Origin of the sequence: Alloyangia pacifica (assembly GCF_020524285.1) — a bacterium.
GTDB lineage: Bacteria > Pseudomonadota > Alphaproteobacteria > Rhodobacterales > Rhodobacteraceae > Salipiger > Salipiger pacificus_B.
Genome location: NZ_JAIVKX010000015.1, coordinates 20309 through 36745, shown reverse-complemented (window position 1 = coordinate 36745; position 16437 = coordinate 20309). Strand labels below are relative to the sequence as shown.

General features: G+C 68.1%; 15 protein-coding genes. 5 read left to right on the top strand and 10 right to left on the bottom strand.

Annotation, left to right across the window (positions count from 1 at the left end):
* Positions 1-47 precede the first annotated feature (47 nt).
* From uraH to LC039_RS18925, 3 genes are all read right to left on the bottom strand, one after another.
* A complete protein-coding gene (gene uraH, locus LC039_RS18935; RefSeq protein WP_226627360.1) occupies positions 48-401 on the bottom strand; it encodes a hydroxyisourate hydrolase in 354 nt (117 codons plus the stop codon).
* A 118-nt stretch (positions 402-519) separates the two neighbouring features.
* Positions 520-1503: a type I glyceraldehyde-3-phosphate dehydrogenase gene (locus LC039_RS18930; RefSeq protein WP_226627358.1), complete on the bottom strand. Its 984-nt coding sequence runs from the start codon at positions 1501-1503 to the stop codon at positions 520-522.
* A gap of 265 nt (positions 1504-1768) precedes the next feature.
* A complete protein-coding gene (locus tag LC039_RS18925) occupies positions 1769-2614 on the bottom strand; it encodes a helix-turn-helix domain-containing protein (protein WP_226627357.1) in 846 nt (281 codons plus the stop codon).
* 89 nt (positions 2615-2703) lie between these two features.
* On the opposite strand from LC039_RS18925, the gene pobA reads away from it, so the two are divergent.
* From pobA to LC039_RS18900, 5 genes are all read left to right on the top strand, one after another.
* On the top strand, positions 2704-3873 hold the full coding sequence (gene pobA, locus LC039_RS18920; protein ID WP_226627355.1) for a 4-hydroxybenzoate 3-monooxygenase: 1170 nt from the start codon (positions 2704-2706) through the stop codon (positions 3871-3873).
* 161 nt (positions 3874-4034) lie between these two features.
* On the top strand, positions 4035-4742 hold the full coding sequence (locus LC039_RS18915) for an ABC transporter permease (RefSeq protein WP_226627354.1): 708 nt from the start codon (positions 4035-4037) through the stop codon (positions 4740-4742).
* Between the two features lie 23 nt (positions 4743-4765).
* The gene (locus LC039_RS18910; protein WP_226627352.1) at positions 4766-5533 is read left to right on the top strand and encodes an ATP-binding cassette domain-containing protein; all 768 of its coding nucleotides are present in this window, start codon (positions 4766-4768) and stop codon (positions 5531-5533) included.
* A 57-nt stretch (positions 5534-5590) separates the two neighbouring features.
* Positions 5591-6412: a substrate-binding domain-containing protein gene (locus tag LC039_RS18905; protein ID WP_226627351.1), complete on the top strand. Its 822-nt coding sequence runs from the start codon at positions 5591-5593 to the stop codon at positions 6410-6412.
* Positions 6413-6458: 46 nt separating this feature from the next.
* Positions 6459-7346, top strand: coding sequence for a helix-turn-helix transcriptional regulator (locus LC039_RS18900; protein ID WP_226627349.1), 888 nt, complete (start codon positions 6459-6461; stop codon positions 7344-7346).
* Here the strand turns inward: LC039_RS18900 and LC039_RS18895 are convergent.
* The 7 genes from LC039_RS18895 to LC039_RS18870 form a co-directional block, all read right to left on the bottom strand.
* Positions 7343-8608 (bottom strand): lytic murein transglycosylase, encoded by a 1266-nt coding sequence (locus LC039_RS18895; RefSeq protein WP_226627347.1) that lies wholly within the window; start codon positions 8606-8608, stop codon positions 7343-7345. The genes LC039_RS18900 and LC039_RS18895 overlap by 4 nt on opposite strands.
* A 40-nt stretch (positions 8609-8648) precedes the next feature.
* Positions 8649-10025, bottom strand: coding sequence for a sigma-54-dependent transcriptional regulator (locus tag LC039_RS18890; RefSeq protein ID WP_226627345.1), 1377 nt, complete (start codon positions 10023-10025; stop codon positions 8649-8651).
* A gap of 7 nt (positions 10026-10032) precedes the next feature.
* Entirely contained in the window at positions 10033-10164 is a 132-nt protein-coding gene (locus LC039_RS26885) for a hypothetical protein (protein WP_264179610.1), read from the bottom strand.
* 6 nt (positions 10165-10170) lie between these two features.
* Complete coding sequence (locus tag LC039_RS18885) at positions 10171-11445, bottom strand: c-type cytochrome (RefSeq protein WP_226627344.1); 1275 nt, start codon at positions 11443-11445, stop codon at positions 10171-10173.
* A 4-nt stretch (positions 11446-11449) separates the two neighbouring features.
* On the bottom strand, positions 11450-12670 hold the full coding sequence (locus LC039_RS18880) for a formate dehydrogenase subunit gamma (RefSeq protein ID WP_413463850.1): 1221 nt from the start codon (positions 12668-12670) through the stop codon (positions 11450-11452).
* Between the two features lie 101 nt (positions 12671-12771).
* A complete protein-coding gene (fdh3B, locus tag LC039_RS18875) occupies positions 12772-13365 on the bottom strand; it encodes a formate dehydrogenase FDH3 subunit beta (protein ID WP_092424671.1) in 594 nt (197 codons plus the stop codon).
* 12 nt (positions 13366-13377) lie between these two features.
* Complete coding sequence (locus tag LC039_RS18870; protein WP_226627342.1) at positions 13378-16356, bottom strand: formate dehydrogenase subunit alpha; 2979 nt, start codon at positions 16354-16356, stop codon at positions 13378-13380.
* Positions 16357-16437 lie beyond the last annotated feature (81 nt).

Genomic DNA, 16437 nt, shown 5'->3' with positions numbered 1-16437 from the left:
ACGGCGCCCGCGAGGGGCGCCGTTCGGATCAGCTCGGGATCGGGCGGTCAGCTGCCGCGGTAGGTGGAATAGCCGAAGGGCGAAAGCAGCAGCGGTACGTGGTAATGCGCGGGTTCGGACATGCCGAAGCGGATCGGCACCACGTCGAGGAAGCGCGGCGCCTCGGGGGGCGTGCCGCAGGCGTCGAGATAGGCGCCCGCGTGGAACACCAGCTCATAGGTGCCGAGCGCGAACTCGGCGGCGGGCAGGATCTGCTCGTCGGTGCGCCCGTCGTCATTGGTGACCAGCGTCTTGAGGTGGGTGCGGCTCTCGCCCTCGATCCGGAAGAGCTCGATCTTCAGCCCTTCGGCGGGGCAGCCGCGGGCGGTGTCGAGCACGTGGGTCGTCAGGTATCCGGTCATCGGCGGGTCTCCATGAGGTCTCTCGGCGGTGGTGCAGGCATAGTGGCAGAAGCGGGGGGCGGGTAAAGGCCCCAGTAGCGGCCCCGTGCCCGAGACTGTTTCAAACGCCGCTTGAAGATCAGCGCGCCGCCATGCGCCGGGTCATGTCGAGCATCCGCGCCGAGAAGCCCCATTCGTTGTCGTACCAGCCGAAGAGCCGTAGCTGTCCGCCCTCGACGACGCGGGTCTCGCGGGTCGACAGGACCAGCGACTCCGGACGGGCGCGCAGGTCGGTCGAGACGCAGGGGTCGCAAGTCAGCCCGACGAGTGGTGAGCCGTTGAAAAGGTCCGAGAGCGCGGCATTGGCGTCCTCGGGCATCGAGTCGAACTGCAGCACCGCGTCCACCGCCGAGACCGAGATGCAGGGCACGCGCACCGCCGTCACGCTGAGCCGATGATCGAGGCCGGGCAGCACCTTGATCACCTGTTTCGCGGCGCTGGTGCTGGTCGGGACCATCGACACGGCGGCGGCGCGGCTGCGCTCGTAGCTGGCGCCGGGGGCGTCCACCGTCGGCTGGCTGCCGGTGTAGCAATGGATCGTCGTCACATGTGCGCGGGCGATGCCGAAGCGGGCGTCGAGCGCCTTCAGCATCGGCGCGATGGCATTGGTGGTGCAGGAGGCGTTGGACACGATCCTTGCGTCACCGATCTCATCCTCGTTGGCGCCGAGCACGCAGGTGACGTCGGCGGCCTCCGAGGGGCCCGAGAGCAGCACGGATTTCGCCCCGGCCAGCAGCCCGGCCTCCGCATGCGGGCGGTTCGAGGCGGCGCCGGTGCATTCGAGCACCACGTCGACATGGCTCAGGTCCAGTTCGCGCAGGTCGCGGGTGGTGTGGAAGGGGATGCGCTTGCCGTCGATGACCAGCGCGCCCGGTTCCTCGGTGACGGTGCCCGGGTAGGGGCCGAACACGCTGTCGTAGCGGAAGAGATAGGCGCACATCTCGGGCGAGGCGATGTCGTTGATCGCCACCAGCTCGAGATCGGCATGCGCCGGGTCGGTGAGCAGCTGGCGCAGCAGGGTGCGACCGATGCGGCCGAAGCCGTTGATCATGATGCGGGTCATGGGGTGCCTCCGCGGAACTTGGACCGCGCCAGCGATACGCCTCTGCGCGGCGGGGTCAAGCGGGGGAGGCGTGTTTGGGGTGGAACGCCGTGACGCCCGGAATCAAGGTGGAACTGCCGGGCGCGCGACGGCCCCTCCCCGCGGGCTGGCGCTTTGCCCCCCTCCCGCTTCGGCTCGATGTCGTCCGGATTTGGCTGGGATAAAAACGGAGGCCGGGGCGCGGCGCCATCCCACGGGCCGTCGCTCGCCCCGCGCCCTTGGTGCCTCAGCCGACGAAGCGGCCGCGGTAGTCGCTCGGGCTCTGGCCGCGCAGGGCGCGGAAGCGGCGGGAGAAATAGGCCGGGTCGGAAAAGCCCAGCCGGTAGCCGACCTCGGCCACGGGCACCTGGGTGAAGGCGAGCATCCGGCTGGCCTCGGTCATCACCTTGCCCTCGATGTAGCGCGAGGCACTGAGGCCGGTGGCGGCATGGCAGAGCCGGGTGAGATGGCCGGGGGTGATCGACAGCGCGGCGGCATAGTCGCCGGCGCGCCAGCCCTCGGCGAGACGTTCGGAGATCAGCCGGTCCAGCGCCATCATCTTTGCCCCGCCCGGGGCGGCGGCCTCTTCCGCCGGCGCCAGCGCGCAGATCTCGGCAAGCAACGCCTGCGCCAGCGCGACCAGCAGGTTGCCGCGGTAGGGGCCGGGGCGTCCGAAGGCGCCGACGAGCTCTTCTGAAAGGGTGACCAGCGTGCCCGAGGCCGTGCCGATCACGGGCCGCGAGAGCCGGGCGGAGAGCCCCGGCGAGGCGGGCCGCATCCCCGCGAGCACCGGCGCGGGGAAGGAGAGCACCAGCCCCTCGCTCAGTTTCTGGAATTCGAAGCCATGCACGATCTGTACCGGGATCAGCAGGAACTGCCCGTCATCGAGCGTTGCGTCCCGCCCGTCGATCCGCACCTGGGCATGGCCCTGGCGCATGAAGAAGACCTGGGTGATCTCGGCGTGCCGATGCGGGGAAATCACCCAGTCGTGAAGTCTGGCCCGGTCCCAGATGCGTTCGCAATGCACCGTGTCAGGGAAGCCTCCGGTCTCTCCGAAGAGGTCGAACAGCGGGATGTCTGCACGTGAGGTCATGCCGGAATAGTACCAGCCTATGCGCTCCCCGTCTATTCGCGCGGGCCCTCCCGAAGCGTAGGGTGCGATCAAAGATCGGAGGAGAATACATGAAAACCGAAGTCGTGATCATCGGCGGCGGCCCCTCGGGCCTGCTGCTCTCGCAGCTGCTGAACAAGGCCGGGGTCTCTACCGTGGTGCTCGAGCGCTCGAGCCGCGAGCACGTGCTGTCGCGGATCCGCGCGGGCATCCTCGAGTGGGGCAGCGTGGAATTGCTGCGCGAGGCCGGCGTCGGCGCGCGCATGGACGCCGAGGGCTACCCGCATGACGGCACCTATCTGACCGACGCCGAGCTGATGGTGCACATCGACTTCAAGGGGCTCACCGGCAAGCAGGTCATGGTCTACGGCCAGACCGAGGTGACGCAGGATCTCTACGGCGCGCAGGACGCCATGGGCACGCAGGTGATCCACGGCGTCGAGGAGGTGACCATCCACGACCTCGATGCGTCCGAGGCGGCCGTGGAATACACGCTGAACGGTGAGCGCCACCGCATCGCCTGTGCCTATGTGGCGGGATGCGACGGGTTCCACGGCGTCAGCCGCAAGACCATCCCCGAGGAGAAGCGCCGCGAGTTCGAGCGGGTCTACCCCTTCGGCTGGCTGGGCATCCTCTCGCGCACGCCGCCGGTCCATGACGAGCTGATCTATTCCAACTCGCCGCATGGTTTTGCGCTGGCCTCGATGCGCCACGAGAACCTCGTGCGCTACTACGTGCAGGTGCCGCTGGCGGACAAGGTCGAGGACTGGTCGGACGAGCGCTTCTGGACCGAGTTCAAGCGGCGCATTCCCTCGGAGGCCGCGGCCAAGCTGGTCACCGGCCCGTCGATCGAGAAATCCATCGCGCCGCTGCGCAGCTTCGTCTCGGAGCCGCTGCGCTGGGGCCGGCTGTTCCTCGTCGGCGATGCCGCGCATATCGTGCCGCCGACCGGGGCGAAGGGTCTGAACCTCGCCGTGTCGGACGTCTATTACCTGCACGAGGCGCTGATCTCGGCGTTGAAGACGGGAAAGACCGCGGGCATCGACGGCTATTCCGAGCGCGCGCTGGCGCGGATCTGGAAGGCCATGCGCTTCAGCTGGCAGATGACCACCATGCTGCACCGCTTCGAGGGCGAGGACAGCTTCGCCGAGGAGATGCGCCGGGCCACGCTGCGCCATCTCGCGGACTCGGAAACCGCGCGCAAGGATCTCGCCGAGAATTACGTCGGCCTGCCATTCTGAGGCTTGATCCCGAACGTTCCGGAAATTTTGCAGCTCCGCTCCTGCCAAGGTCCGCTCTCCCGAGCGGGCCTTATTTCATTCAGACTATTGACGCCTCTTGCGCCATGGGCGAGAGGGTGCATAGTCAAAATGAGGCAAAATTTCCGCAGGGAGAGTAAATTTTGCAGAATATCGGGGAGGCTTTCCACCTGGCGTTGTCGCTGGTGCTGTCCGGCGAGGCCGATCTCTACGAGATCGTCGGCCTTTCGCTGCAGGTCAGCCTGAGCGCCACGGTGCTCGCCTGCGCCATCGGCCTGCCCATCGGGGCGCTGATCGCGGTGAGCCGGTTCCGTGGACGGGGCCTCGTGCTGATTGTGATGAACGCGCTGATGGGGCTGCCGCCGGTGGTCGTCGGCCTGCTGGTCTATCTCTACCTCTCCCGCTCCGGGCCGCTTGGCTTCCTCGGGCTGCTCTACACCCCGGGCGCGATGATCTTCGCGCAGACAATCCTCATCGTGCCGATCGTCGCCGCGCTGTCGCGGCAGGTGCTGGAAGATCTGCACGCCGAATACGCCGAGCAGTTCCGCTCGCTCTGCCTCACGCGCTGGCAGAGCATCACCACGCTGCTCTGGGACGGGCGCTACGCGCTGCTGACCGTCGGGCTGGCGGGCTTCGGCCGGGCCGTTGCCGAGGTCGGCGCGGTGATCATGGTCGGTGGCAACATCGACCACCTGACCCGGGTGATGACCACCGCCATCGCGCTCGAGACCTCCAAGGGCGACCTGCCGCTGGCGCTGGCGCTGGGGATCATCCTGCTGGTGCTGGCGCTTGGCGTAAACGCCGGGGTGCAGACCCTGCGCATGACCGCGGCGCGGCAGGCCCATGTCTGAGGTGACCATGTCCGGAACAGCCCATGTCTGACCTGCCGATCACCGCCGTGCCGCCCGTGGCGCGCCCCCGCGACGAGGCCGCCATGTCCCGCCCGCTCCTGCCCCTGCGCGTTTCCGGTCTGCGGCTTGCCGCAGACGGCGCGGCGCTGCTCGACGGGGTGGAGCTGAGCCTCGCGCCCGGCGGCTGCACGGTGATCATGGGGCCGAACGGGGCGGGCAAGAGCCTGCTGCTGAAGATGCTGCACGGGCTGCTGGTGCCCGGGGGCGGCGAGGTGAGCTGGAACGGCACCCCCGCCGCGCAGGCCACCGCGCGGCAGGCGCTGGTGTTCCAGAAACCGGTGCTGCTGCGCCGCTCGGTCGCCGCCAATCTCGACTTCGTGCTGAAGGCCCGGGGCCGCGATCGCGCGCGCCGCGATACGCTGCTGCGCGAGGTCGGGCTGCTGCACAAGGCGCGCCAGCCCGCGCGGCTGCTCTCGGGCGGCGAGGCACAGCGGCTGGCATTGGCCCGGGCGCTGGCCACCGATCCCGAGGTGCTGTTCCTCGACGAGCCCACCGCCAGCCTCGATCCCGCCTCGGTGCTGGTGATCGAGCGCATCGTGGCCGCCGCCCGTGACCGCGGCACGCGGATCATCTTCGTCACGCACGACGTCGGGCAGGCCCGGCGCATGGCCGACGAGGTGGTCTTCCTGCACCGCGGCCGCGTGGCCGAGCACAGCCGCGCAGATGTCTTCTTTCCCGAGCCACGCAGCCAGCCGGCACGGGACTACCTCGCGGGCCGGATCGTGCTCTGATCGCTCGCCCGACATGCATCCCAAGTGATTGATTACCAGGACAGAAGGACGTTCCTCATGACCATCGCAAGACTGATCGCCTCGACCGCGCTGACCCTCGGCCTCGCCGGCGGCGCCCTCGCGCAGGAGCAGTCGATCATCGTGCAGTCGACCACCTCGACCGCCAACTCGGGGCTCTACGACTACCTGCTGCCGATCTACACCGGCGAGAGCGGCATCACTGTCAACGTGGTGGCCGTGGGCACCGGCCAGGCGATCAAGAACGCCGAGAACTGCGACGGCGACCTGCTGCTGGTGCACGCCAAGCCGTCTGAAGAGAAATTCGTCGCGGCGGGCTTTGGCACCGAGCGCACGGACCTGATGTACAACGACTTCGTCATCGTCGGCCCCGAGAGCGATCCGGCGGGCGTGACCGGCATGGACGACGTCGAGGCGGCGCTGACCAAGATCTCCGAGGCGGGCGCGCTCTTTGCCTCGCGCGGCGATGACAGCGGCACCCACAAGAAAGAGGTCGCGCTGTGGAAGGCCGCGGGTGTCGATCCCACCGCCGCCTCGGGCGACTGGTACCGCGAGACCGGCTCGGGCATGGGCGCGACGCTGAACGCCGGGATTGGCATGGGCGCCTACGTGATGACCGACCGCGCCACCTGGATCAGCTTCAAGAACAAGCAGGATTACGCGGTCGAGGTCGAGGGTGACGAGAATCTCTTCAACCAGTACGGCGTGATCCCGGTGAACCCGGAAAAATGCCCCTCGGTGAAGATCGACGCGGCGCAGGACTTCGCCGACTGGCTGCTCTCGGACGAAGGCCAGAAGGTGATCGCGGACTACACGGTTGACGGCCAGCAGCTGTTCTTCCCCAACGCGCCGAAGAACTGATAGGGTCCGGGGGCGGCACGGTGCCGCCCCCAACTTGCACGAGACGATGACAGACCTGCAGATCCCGCCACACGACTACCTCACCGTCCGAGAACTGGCCGATCTGCTGCGCCTGAAGGAGCGCAAGGTCTACGATCTTGCCGCCTCCGGCGAGGTGCCCTGCTCGCGCGCCACGGGCAAGCTCCTGTTTCCCGCCGCCGAGATCCGCGCCTGGATCGAAGGGGCGCAGAGCGGCGGGTTTGCCGCGGCGCCCGTGGTGCGGCCCGGCGTCTTCCTTGGCTCCCACGATCCGCTGCTTGACTGGGCGATCCGCCAGTCGCGCTGCGGGCTTGCCACTTATTTCGACGGCTCGCTCGACGGGCTGACACGCTTCGCGGCGCGCGAGGGCGTGGCGAGCGGCCTGCACGTGCGCGATGCCGAGGGGGGCTGGAACATCGACGCTGCGCGCGAGGCTGTCCCGGATCAGAACGCGGTGCTGGTCGGCTTCGCGGCGCGGCGCCGAGGGCTGGTGCTGCGCGAGGACGGGCCGTCGCCGCGGGGGCTTGCCGATCTTGCGGGGCTGCGGCTGGCGCCGCGGCAGGACAGCTCCGGCACCGCCGGGCTGCTGCGCGATCTCGCCGCAGAGGCCGGGCTCGATTTGGGAAAGGTCACGCTGACCCCGCTCGAACGGACCGAGGACGAGGCGGTGCAGAGCGTGCGGCGCGGCGAGGCGGATGTGACCTTTGGGCTGGAATCCGTCGCGCGCGCCTATGGGCTGCGTTTCATGCCGGTGATCGAGGAGCGCTTCGACCTGCTGATCGACCGCAAGGCCTGGTTCGACCCGCCGATGCAGGCGTTGATGGCCTTCTGCCGCTCCGAGACTTTCCGTGCCCGCGCCGAGAGCCTGGGTGGCTACGACCTGTCGCGGCTCGGCGAAGTGGTCTGGAACGCCTAGCGCAGAGCGCTCTTCATTGAAGCCTCGGGGAAGCATGTCGCGGCGCGCCCCTTCGCCTCCTGCCAGCGTCCGATCGAGCGGCGGGTCTTGAAGCCGGGCAGCCCGTCGGCGCCGCCGACGTCATGGCCCATGCGCTCCAGCGCGCGCTGCATGGCGGCCACGTCCGAGCGGTAGAGCCCGCCGACCCTGCCCCAGCCCGCGCTGAAATCGCCCACGCCGTATTGGATGCGATCGCCCACGTGGCCGACGAAGAGCGCGTAGAGATCGCTCATGTTGTAGTCCTTCAGCACGTAGAAGTTGGGCGTGACGATGAACGCCGGCCCGTGCCGCCCGGCGGGCATCAGCAGGAAGCCCTCGCCGCGGCGCTCATGCTCGGGGAAGGGTCGGCCCGAGACGCGGGTGATGCCGAGCCTTTCCCAGTCGGAGATGCGCTTGCCCTGGTCGGGGCCTTCGAGCGTGCAGGAGACCGAGGCCGGCACGCGCACTTCGAAGCCCCAGTCGCGCCCGCTCTGCCAGCCATGTTTCGCGAGGTAAGTGCCGATCGATGCGATGGTGTCCGCTTCCGAGCGCCAGATGTCCGCGTGGCCGTCACCATTGCCGTCGGCGGCGTATTTCAGGAAGTTCGAGGGCATGAACTGCGGCTGCCCCAGCGCCCCGGCCCAGGAGCTCTTCATTGCCCCGGCGGGGGCGTGCCCGGCCTGCGCGATCTGCAGCGCGGCGATCAGCTCTTCGGTGAAATAGGCGGCGCGGGTCGACATGAAGCCCTTGGTGCCCAGCACTTCGAAGGCGCTGTGCGGGATCGCCACGCGGCCATAGCCGCTCTCGCGGCCCCAGATGCCGAGGATGATCCGCCCGGGCACGCCGGTGGCCTTCTCGGTCGCGGCGAGGGCCGAGGCGTGCTGCCGCGCCATCTGCCGCCCGATGGAGGTGGCGCCGTCGATGGAGCCGCGGTTGAAGTATTTCGCGGGCTGGCCGAACTCGGCCTGGCGCTGCTTTTTCGGGGTCTGCGGCGTGGTTCCCGGGGGCACGAGGTCGGGCAACTCCCAGTTGAGCCGCACGCCCGAGAAGGCTGCCTCGAAGGTGCCGCGCGAGACCCCTTTGCGCGCGGCCTGCGGCCAGACGGTCTGTTCCAGCCAGCCGCGGAACTGGCGCTCGACGGCGGAGCGGTCGAGGGCGAGGGCAGGGGAGGCGAGGCAGCTGCAGGCCACCAGCGCGGCCGCCACGGCGCGGCGCCATCCTTCGATTTTGCGATGTCTGGTCATGGGGGCTCCGGGGGCTGCTCTGCTCGGGGTTTGCCCCAGCCTAGCGCAGCGCCTGCGGCGGGGTCACGCTCTCTTCGCCCCATTGCGCGATCTTGCGGTCGATGGTCTTGCGCGAGACACCGAGCCGCCGCGCCGCCTCGGCGCGGTTGCCGTCGCAGAGGTCGAGCATGTGCAGGATGTGGCGCTGCACCACAAGGTCGAGATCCTCGATCGCCCGCGCCCCGGTCATCGTGCCCGAGCCGGAGAATTCCTCGGGGAAGCCGCCAAGGATCACCGAGCGTTCGATCAGGTTGCGCAGCTCGCGGACGTTGCCGGGCCAGGCGTAGCGGCGCAGCTTCAGCAGGGTCTGCTCGTCGAGCTCCAGCCCCGGCATGCCGAGCGCCTGGCTGAACTGCTTGGCGAAAAGCGCGGCGAGCTCGAGAATGTCGTCGGAGCGCTCCGACAGGGGCGGCATCTCGACCTTCAGCACGTTGATGCGGTGGTAGAGATCGGCGCGGAACTTGCCCTGTGCCACCAGCGCCTCGAGATCGGCATTGGTGGCAAAGAGAAAGCGCAGGTTGAGCGGCAGCTCGCGCTCGGCCCCGGCGGGGCGGATGCGCTGGTCTTCCAGCACGCGCAGCAGCGCCGCCTGCAGCGCTTCGGGCATCTGCGCGACCTCATCCAGAAACAGCGTGCCGCCGTCGGCCAGAAGCAGAAGGCCGGGCTTCAGCCGCTCGCCGTTTTCGAGGCTGCCGAAGAGCTCCTGCACCATGCGGTCGGGCGCGATGGCGGCGCAGTTGACCGGCACGAAGGGGCTGTCGGCCCGGTCCGAGAGCTGGTGCAGGTGCCGCGCGGCCATCTCCTTGCCGGTGCCGCTGGCGCCGGTGAAGAGCAGCGGGGTCGGCAGCGGCGCCAGCTTGGCCAGCATGGCGCGGACGGCGACCATGACCTCGGACTTGCCGAGCAGCTTGCCCTGGAACTGGCCGGTGCGCAGCTCGCGGCGCAGCAGGGTATTGTCGCGCCGCAGGTACTTGCGGTCGAGTGTGCGCGCCACCGCGCCGAGGATCTGGTTGGCGCGGAAGGGTTTCAGGACGAAGTCGCTGACCCCGGCGCGCAATGCGGTGATCGCGGTTTCGAGATCCGCATAGGCGGTGATCAGGATGATGTCGCCGAAGAACCCCTTGCGCTGCTGCTCGGCCAGCCAGTCGAGCCCGGTGCGCTTCGGCATGACGTTGTCGAGGATCACCAGGTCGAAATGCGCCGCATCGAGCTTCTGCGTCGCCTCGAGCGCCGAGCCCGCTTCCTCGACCCGCTGCACCTTGGGGGCGAGCATCTTGACGAGGAAGTTGCGCATGCCGGGCTCGTCATCGACCACGAGGATCGAAGCGCCGGCCAGCGTCGGGCCGTAGTCGTCGGTTGAGGCGTCCTTCGGCGTCATGCGTGGGTCAGTGGTCGTCGAGCCGGACGTTGGAAGTCGAATAGACATCCGCCGACGAGAAGCCGATCTCGTGCAGCCCGAAATAGGCGGCGATGCCGATGGCGATGATGGCGACGAAGCCTGTGAACATGGCTTTCATATGCGGTCACTCTCCTTTGGTGGCCTGTTTGAGGTAGTCTATCAGATCGGCCCGGTCGCTGCCGCCCGCGATCACCTGCATGGGCATTTTCGAGCCGGGAATGTAGTGGTCCGGACCCTGATCGAAAAGCGCGTCGATCGTGGTCTCATTCCAGATTATGTCCGAATCGTCGAGGGTTGGCGAATAGCTGTAGCCCGGCACGCTGCCCGCCGGGCGGCCGAAGACACCGTGCAGCGTCGGGCCCGCCTTGCGTGAGGGGCCGGGGGTGAGCGCGTGGCAGATCGAGCATTTGCGCATGAACTGCCGCTCGCCGTTGGGCATGGTCTCGGCGGCGCGCAGGAAGCTTCGCTCGCCCGAGATGCCCGGCTCGAAGACGTCGAGCAGTTCCACCGGCCAGGAATAGGCCACGTCATCGAGGCCCCCGGCGTGGATCACGCTGCCGTCGGGCGAGAAGGCCAGCGCCCAGACCGGCCCCTGCCGGGTGGCGCGGAAGTCGCGGGTGATCTGCCAGCGCTCGGTGTCGACGATCATGATGTAGCCCTCGCCGTCGCCCACGGCGAGTTGCTGCGAGGGCGGGTTGTAGCTCATGGCAAGGATCGGTCGGCGGTCGAGCGTCAGGTCGGCGATCTGCGCGCCGGTTGTCAGGTCGATCACCCGGGTACCGCCATCGACCGCGCCATAGGCGATCCAGCCCGGCCCGCGCGCGAGCCGGTTGATGCCGAAGCCGTGCTGCACGATGGCGACGGGCGCTTCGCCGGTGGTGAGGTCGTAGCGCAGCAACGCACCGGCCATGGTCGCGGCATAGAGCGTTCCGGGGCCGTCGAAGGCCAGGGCGTTCACCCCCGCGCCGGGGGCGGGCAGGGCGGTGCCCGCGCCCTCGTCCAGCGGCCAGAGCATCACGGATCCGTCCCAGCTTCCGCTGGCCACGGTGCGCCCGTCCGGCGAGACCGCCAGGGACGCAACCTTGCCCTGGTGCTGTCCGAGCACGCGTGGGGACTCGCCCCAGACCCGCACGGCGAAATCGTCGCCGCCCGAGACCAGCGTGCCCTCCGGTCCCCAGGCCAGCGCGGTCACCGCCGCGGCATGGCCCTCGAGCCAGCGCGGCGTGTCCCCTGTCCAGAGACCCACGGAATTGTCGAAACTGCCCGTCGCCACCTGCCCCGAGGGCGAGACGGCGATGCCCATGATCGGCCCGCCGTGGCCCTTCAGCGTGGCGAAGTCCTGCGCCGCCACGGAGGCAGCGCAGAGCATCAGGCTCAGGGTCAAGGCCAGGCGGCCCATGGCGTCACTCCGCTGGGGTCGCCGATTTGCCGGCCTCGGCCGCCTCGCGCTCTTTCACCTTGTCGTACCAGATCGAGTGGTGCTGGTGCGCCCAGTTCTCGTCGACCTGGCCGGAGCCCATGGCGTCATAGGCGCCCTCCATGCCGAGCGTGCCGATGTAGATGTGGCCGATGATGACCGCCATCAGCAGGAAGGCGACGATGGCGTGCCAGAGCTGGGCGAACTGCATTTCCTCCTGCGGCGCGAGCGCGACGGGGAAGGTGTCCATGCCGAACCAGCCCGGCACACCCCAGTCGTTGAGCACCGTGAAGGTCTTGGCAAAGAGCGGCAGGTCGAAGGGGAAGAGCAGCGACAGGCCCGAGACCGAGACCGACGCGCCCAGCACGATCACCCCCCAGAAGATGATCTTCTGGCCGGCGTTGAACTTCTTCGCGGGCGGGTGCTTGTTGCCGATGATGCCGCCGGCCTGGGCGAACCAGGTGATGTCGGTGCGGTCGGGGATATTGTGCCAGACCCACATGACGAAAACCATGATCAGCCCGAGCATGAAGGCCCAGCTGACGTTGTTGTGGATGAACTTCGAGCCGGTCAGCAGCACAGAGTTGAACTCGTGTCCGAGCAGCGGGATCAGGAACATGCGGCCAAACAGGGTGAAGAGCCCGGTGAAGGCCAGCAGGATGAACGAGCCGGCCAGCGTCCAATGCGCGAAACGCTCGATCCACTTGAAGCGCTGCACGGTGGTGCCGGTCTTGCCGCCGTCGATCTTGATGCGGCCGCGCAGCAGGAAGAACACCGCCAGGATGCCGATGGTGCCGAGCAGGAGCCAGCCGCCGTAGGTGGCCAGCGGGCCCTCGCGGAACTCCAGCCACCACATGCCGCCGTCCTGGATCAGCACCTTGCCATTGGGGTTGATGGTCGAGGCGCGCACGTCGGCCTCGTTGTAGCGCAGGGCGCGCCAGAGGTCCGGATCCGAGGCGCCGCCGAGCGTGCCCAGCTCGGGTGCCTCGGGTGCCTCGCCGCCGATGTTGTCGCGCCGGAAGCTGTCATCGATCTTGATGCCTGCCTGCCTGCGCATGATGTCCTCGAGCGTCTGCGCGCCGCCGGTGGCGGAGCGGTCGGGCTCGGGCGGAAGAAGGGTGCCCTGCGCCGCGACGCCCAGCGGGGCGGCGGTCATCAGGACCAGTGCGAAAAGTGCCAGCAGGTGGCGCAGCATGGTCGTCTCCATGAAGTAGGGTCACGCGAGAATCGCGCGGAACGGCGGACTTTGCCGCCCCGCGCGGGACTTCGTTGCGTCAGCGGCGGGCCCGAAAGCCCGCCGTCTTAGCCTCAGTTGGCCTTTTCGTCGTAGGCGGTGCCCCAGCCCCAGGCGCCCGAGCCGAAGCCCCGGGCGACCACGCGCTCGCGGTAGATCGCCGACACTTCGTCGCCGTCACCGGCCAGCAGGGCCTTGGTCGAGCACATCTCGGCGCAGATGGGCAGCTTGCCCTCGGCGATCCGGTTGCGCCCGTACTTCTGGAACTCGGCGGCGGAATTGTTCTCTTCCGGGCCACCGTTGCAGAAGGTGCACTTGTCCATCTTGCCGCGCGACCCGAAGTTGCCCGCCTGCGGGTACTGCGGCGCGCCGAAGGGGCACGCGTAGAAGCAGTAGCCGCAGCCAATGCACAGGTCCTTTGAGTGCAGCACAACACCGTCTTCGGTCTGGTAGAAGCAGTCCACCGGGCAGACGGCCATGCAGGGCGCGTCCGAGCAGTGCATGCAGGCGACCGAGATCGAGCGTTCGCCCGGCTGGCCGTCCTGAATGGTCACCACCCGGCGGCGGTTGATGCCCCACGGAACCTCGTGCTCGTTCTTGCACGCGGTGACGCAGGCGTTGCACTCGATGCAGCGTTCGGCATCGCAGAGGAATTTAGCTCGTGCCATGTCTCGCTCTCCTTACGCCGGCATGATCTTGCAGAGTGTGGCCTTGGTCTCCTGCATCTGCGTGACGGAGTCGTAGCCATAGGTCTGCGCGGTGTTGGTGGATTCGCCCAGCACGATCGGGTCCGCCCCGTCGGGATACTTCGAGCGCAGATCCTCGCCCTCGAAATAGCCGCCGAAGTGGAAGGGCATGAAGGCAACGCCCTCGCCCACCCGCGGTGTGACCATGGCCATCACCTTGACCTTGCCGCCTTCCGGGCCTTCGACCCAGACGTCGGCCCCGTCACGCACACCGAGGTTGTTGGCGTCGCGCGGGTTGATCTCGACGAACATGTTCTGCTGGAGCTCGGCGAGCCACGGGTTGGACCGCGTCTCGTCGCCGCCACCCTCGTATTCGACCAGGCGGCCGGAGGTGAGGATGATCGGGTAGTCCTTCGAGAAGTCGTTCTTCTGGATCGAGGCGTACATGGTCGGCACGCGCCAGAAGGTCTTGTCCTCGTAGGTCGGGTAGTCTTCCACCAGATCGCGCCGGTTGGTGTAGAGCGGCTCGCGGTGCAGCGGGACCGGATCGGGGAAGGTCCAGACCACGCAGCGCGCCTTGGCGTTGCCGTAGGGGGCACAGCCATGCTTGATCGCCACGCGCTGGATGCCGCCCGAGAGGTCGGTCTTCCAGTTCACGCCGCCGATCGCCTCGGCGAAGTCCGACGGGTAGGGCCCGGTCTGCGATTGCTCGCCGAGGTCCGTGTCCGTCTCGGGACGGGCTTCGGCATAGCCGGCAACCCATTCGATCATCCGCCGCTCGTAGGGCGTCAGGTCGCTGTCCCAGCCGAGATCGATCAGCATCTGCATGGTGAACTCGGGGTAGCCGTCCTCGATCTCCGAGCCGACGGTGTAGGAGCCTTCGGCAAGAAGGTTCTCGCCGTTGCGCTCCACGCCGTAGCGGGCGCGGAAGGGCAGACCGCCCTCGGCCACCGGCAGAGAGATGTCATAGAGGTTGGCCGAGCCCGGGTGGTTCATCTCGGCGGTGCCCCAGCAGGGCCACGGCATGCCGTAGAAGTCGCCATCGGCCGGGCCACCCAGTGCCCGCAGCGTGGTGCGGTCGAAGGTGTGCTGGTTCGCCATGTGCATCTTGAGACGCTCCGGCGACTGGCCGGTGTAGCCCACGGTCCACATGCCCTTGTTGAACTCGCGGGTGAGATCCTCGAGCAGGGGCTCTTCGCCGTTCACCTCGATATTGCGGAACAGGCGATCCGCAAAGCCGAACTTGGTGGCGAACTTGTGCATGATGATGTGGTCGGGCAGGGACTCGAAGAGCGGGTCCACGACCTTGTCACGCCACTGGATCGAGCGGTTCGACGCGGTCACCGAGCCGTAGGTCTCGAACTGCGTCGCGGCCGGCAGCAGGTAGGTGTTGTCGGTCCGGTCGTGCAGGATCGCCGAGACGGTGGGATAGGGGTCCACCACGACCAGCAGGTCGAGCTTCTCCATCGCCGTCTTCATTTCCTTGAGGCGGGTCTGCGAGTTCGGGGCGTGGCCCCAGAACACCATCGCGCGGGTGTTGTCGGGCTGTTCGAGGTTTTCCTTCGCCTCGAGGACGCCGTCGATCCAGCGCGAGACCGGGATCCCGGTCAGGCCCATCATCTCCTTGTCCTTGCCGTCCTTGCCTTTCATCGTGGCAAAGCGGCCCTTGAGCCAGTCGAGGTCCTCTTCCCAGACGCGCGCCCAGTGTGCCCATGCGCCCGCGGTCAGGCCGTAGTAGCCCGGCAGCGTGTCGGCGAGCACGCCGAGGTCGGTCGCGCCCTGCACGTTGTCATGGCCGCGGAAGATGTTGGTGCCGCCGCCGGCGGTGCCCATGTTCCCGAGCGCGAGCTGCAGGATGCAGTAGGCGCGGGTGTTGTTGTTGCCGTTGGTGTGCTGGGTGCCGCCCATGCACCAGATCACGGTGCCGGGACGGTTGTTGGCCAGCGTCCGCGCCACGCGCTCGAGCTGGCTGCCCGGCACGCCGGTGACGCGCTCGACCTCGTCGGGCGTCCATGCCGCGACCTCGGTGCGGATCTCGTCCATGCCCCAGACGCGGCTGCGGATGAAGTCACGGTCTTCCCAGCCGTTCTCGAAGATGTGCCACAGCAGGCCCCAGACCAGCGCCACGTCCGATCCCGGACGGAACCGCACGTATTCGTCCGCGTGGGCGGCGGTGCGGGTGAAGCGCGGATCGCAGACGATCAGCGGCGCGTTGTTCTGCTCCTTCGCCTTCAGCACGTGCTGCAGCGAGACAGGGTGCGCCTCGGCGGGGTTGCCGCCGATGATGAAGATCGCCCGGGAGTTGTGGATGTCGTTGTAGGAGTTGGTCATGGCGCCGTAGCCCCATGTGTTCGCAACGCCGGCAACGGTGGTCGAGTGGCAGATCCGGGCCTGGTGATCCACGTTGTTCGTGCCCCAGTAGGCGGCGAACTTGCGGAACAGGTAGGCCTGTTCGTTGCTGTGCTTGGCCGAGCCGAGCCAGTAGACCGAGTCAGGACCCGAGCTGCCGCGGATGTCCATCATCTGGTCGCCGATCTCGTTGATCGCCTGCTCCCAGGAGATGCGCTGCCATTCGCCGCCCACCTTCTTCATCGGGTACTTCAGGCGTCGCTCGCCGTGCGCGTGCTCGCGCACCGAGGCGCCCTTGGCGCAGTGGCTCCCGAGGTTGAACGGGCTGTCCCAGCCGGGCTCCTGCCCGATCCAGACGCCGCCCTGCACCTCTGCCATGACAGTACAGCCGACCGAGCAGTGGGTGCAGACGGATTTCACCGTCTTGATCTCGCCGCCGGTGGCGGTGGCCGCGGTGGCCTGGGTTACCGTACCGCCGGTGGCGGCCACGGCCGCGAGGCCGCCGATCGCCAGACCGGAGCCGCGCAGGAAGGCGCGACGGTCAACCGAAGTGTTCGCCACCTCGGAAAGGATACTTGTCCGCTGGGGGCGTCGCGCAACCCCGTTGGTCTTTTTCCTCAACATGTTTCTCTCTCCCCTTGCGCGCTAGGCCCCCGCATGGTGCCTTGCTTGCTTGGTGTTGCTCAGGGCCTTGGACAGTCGGGC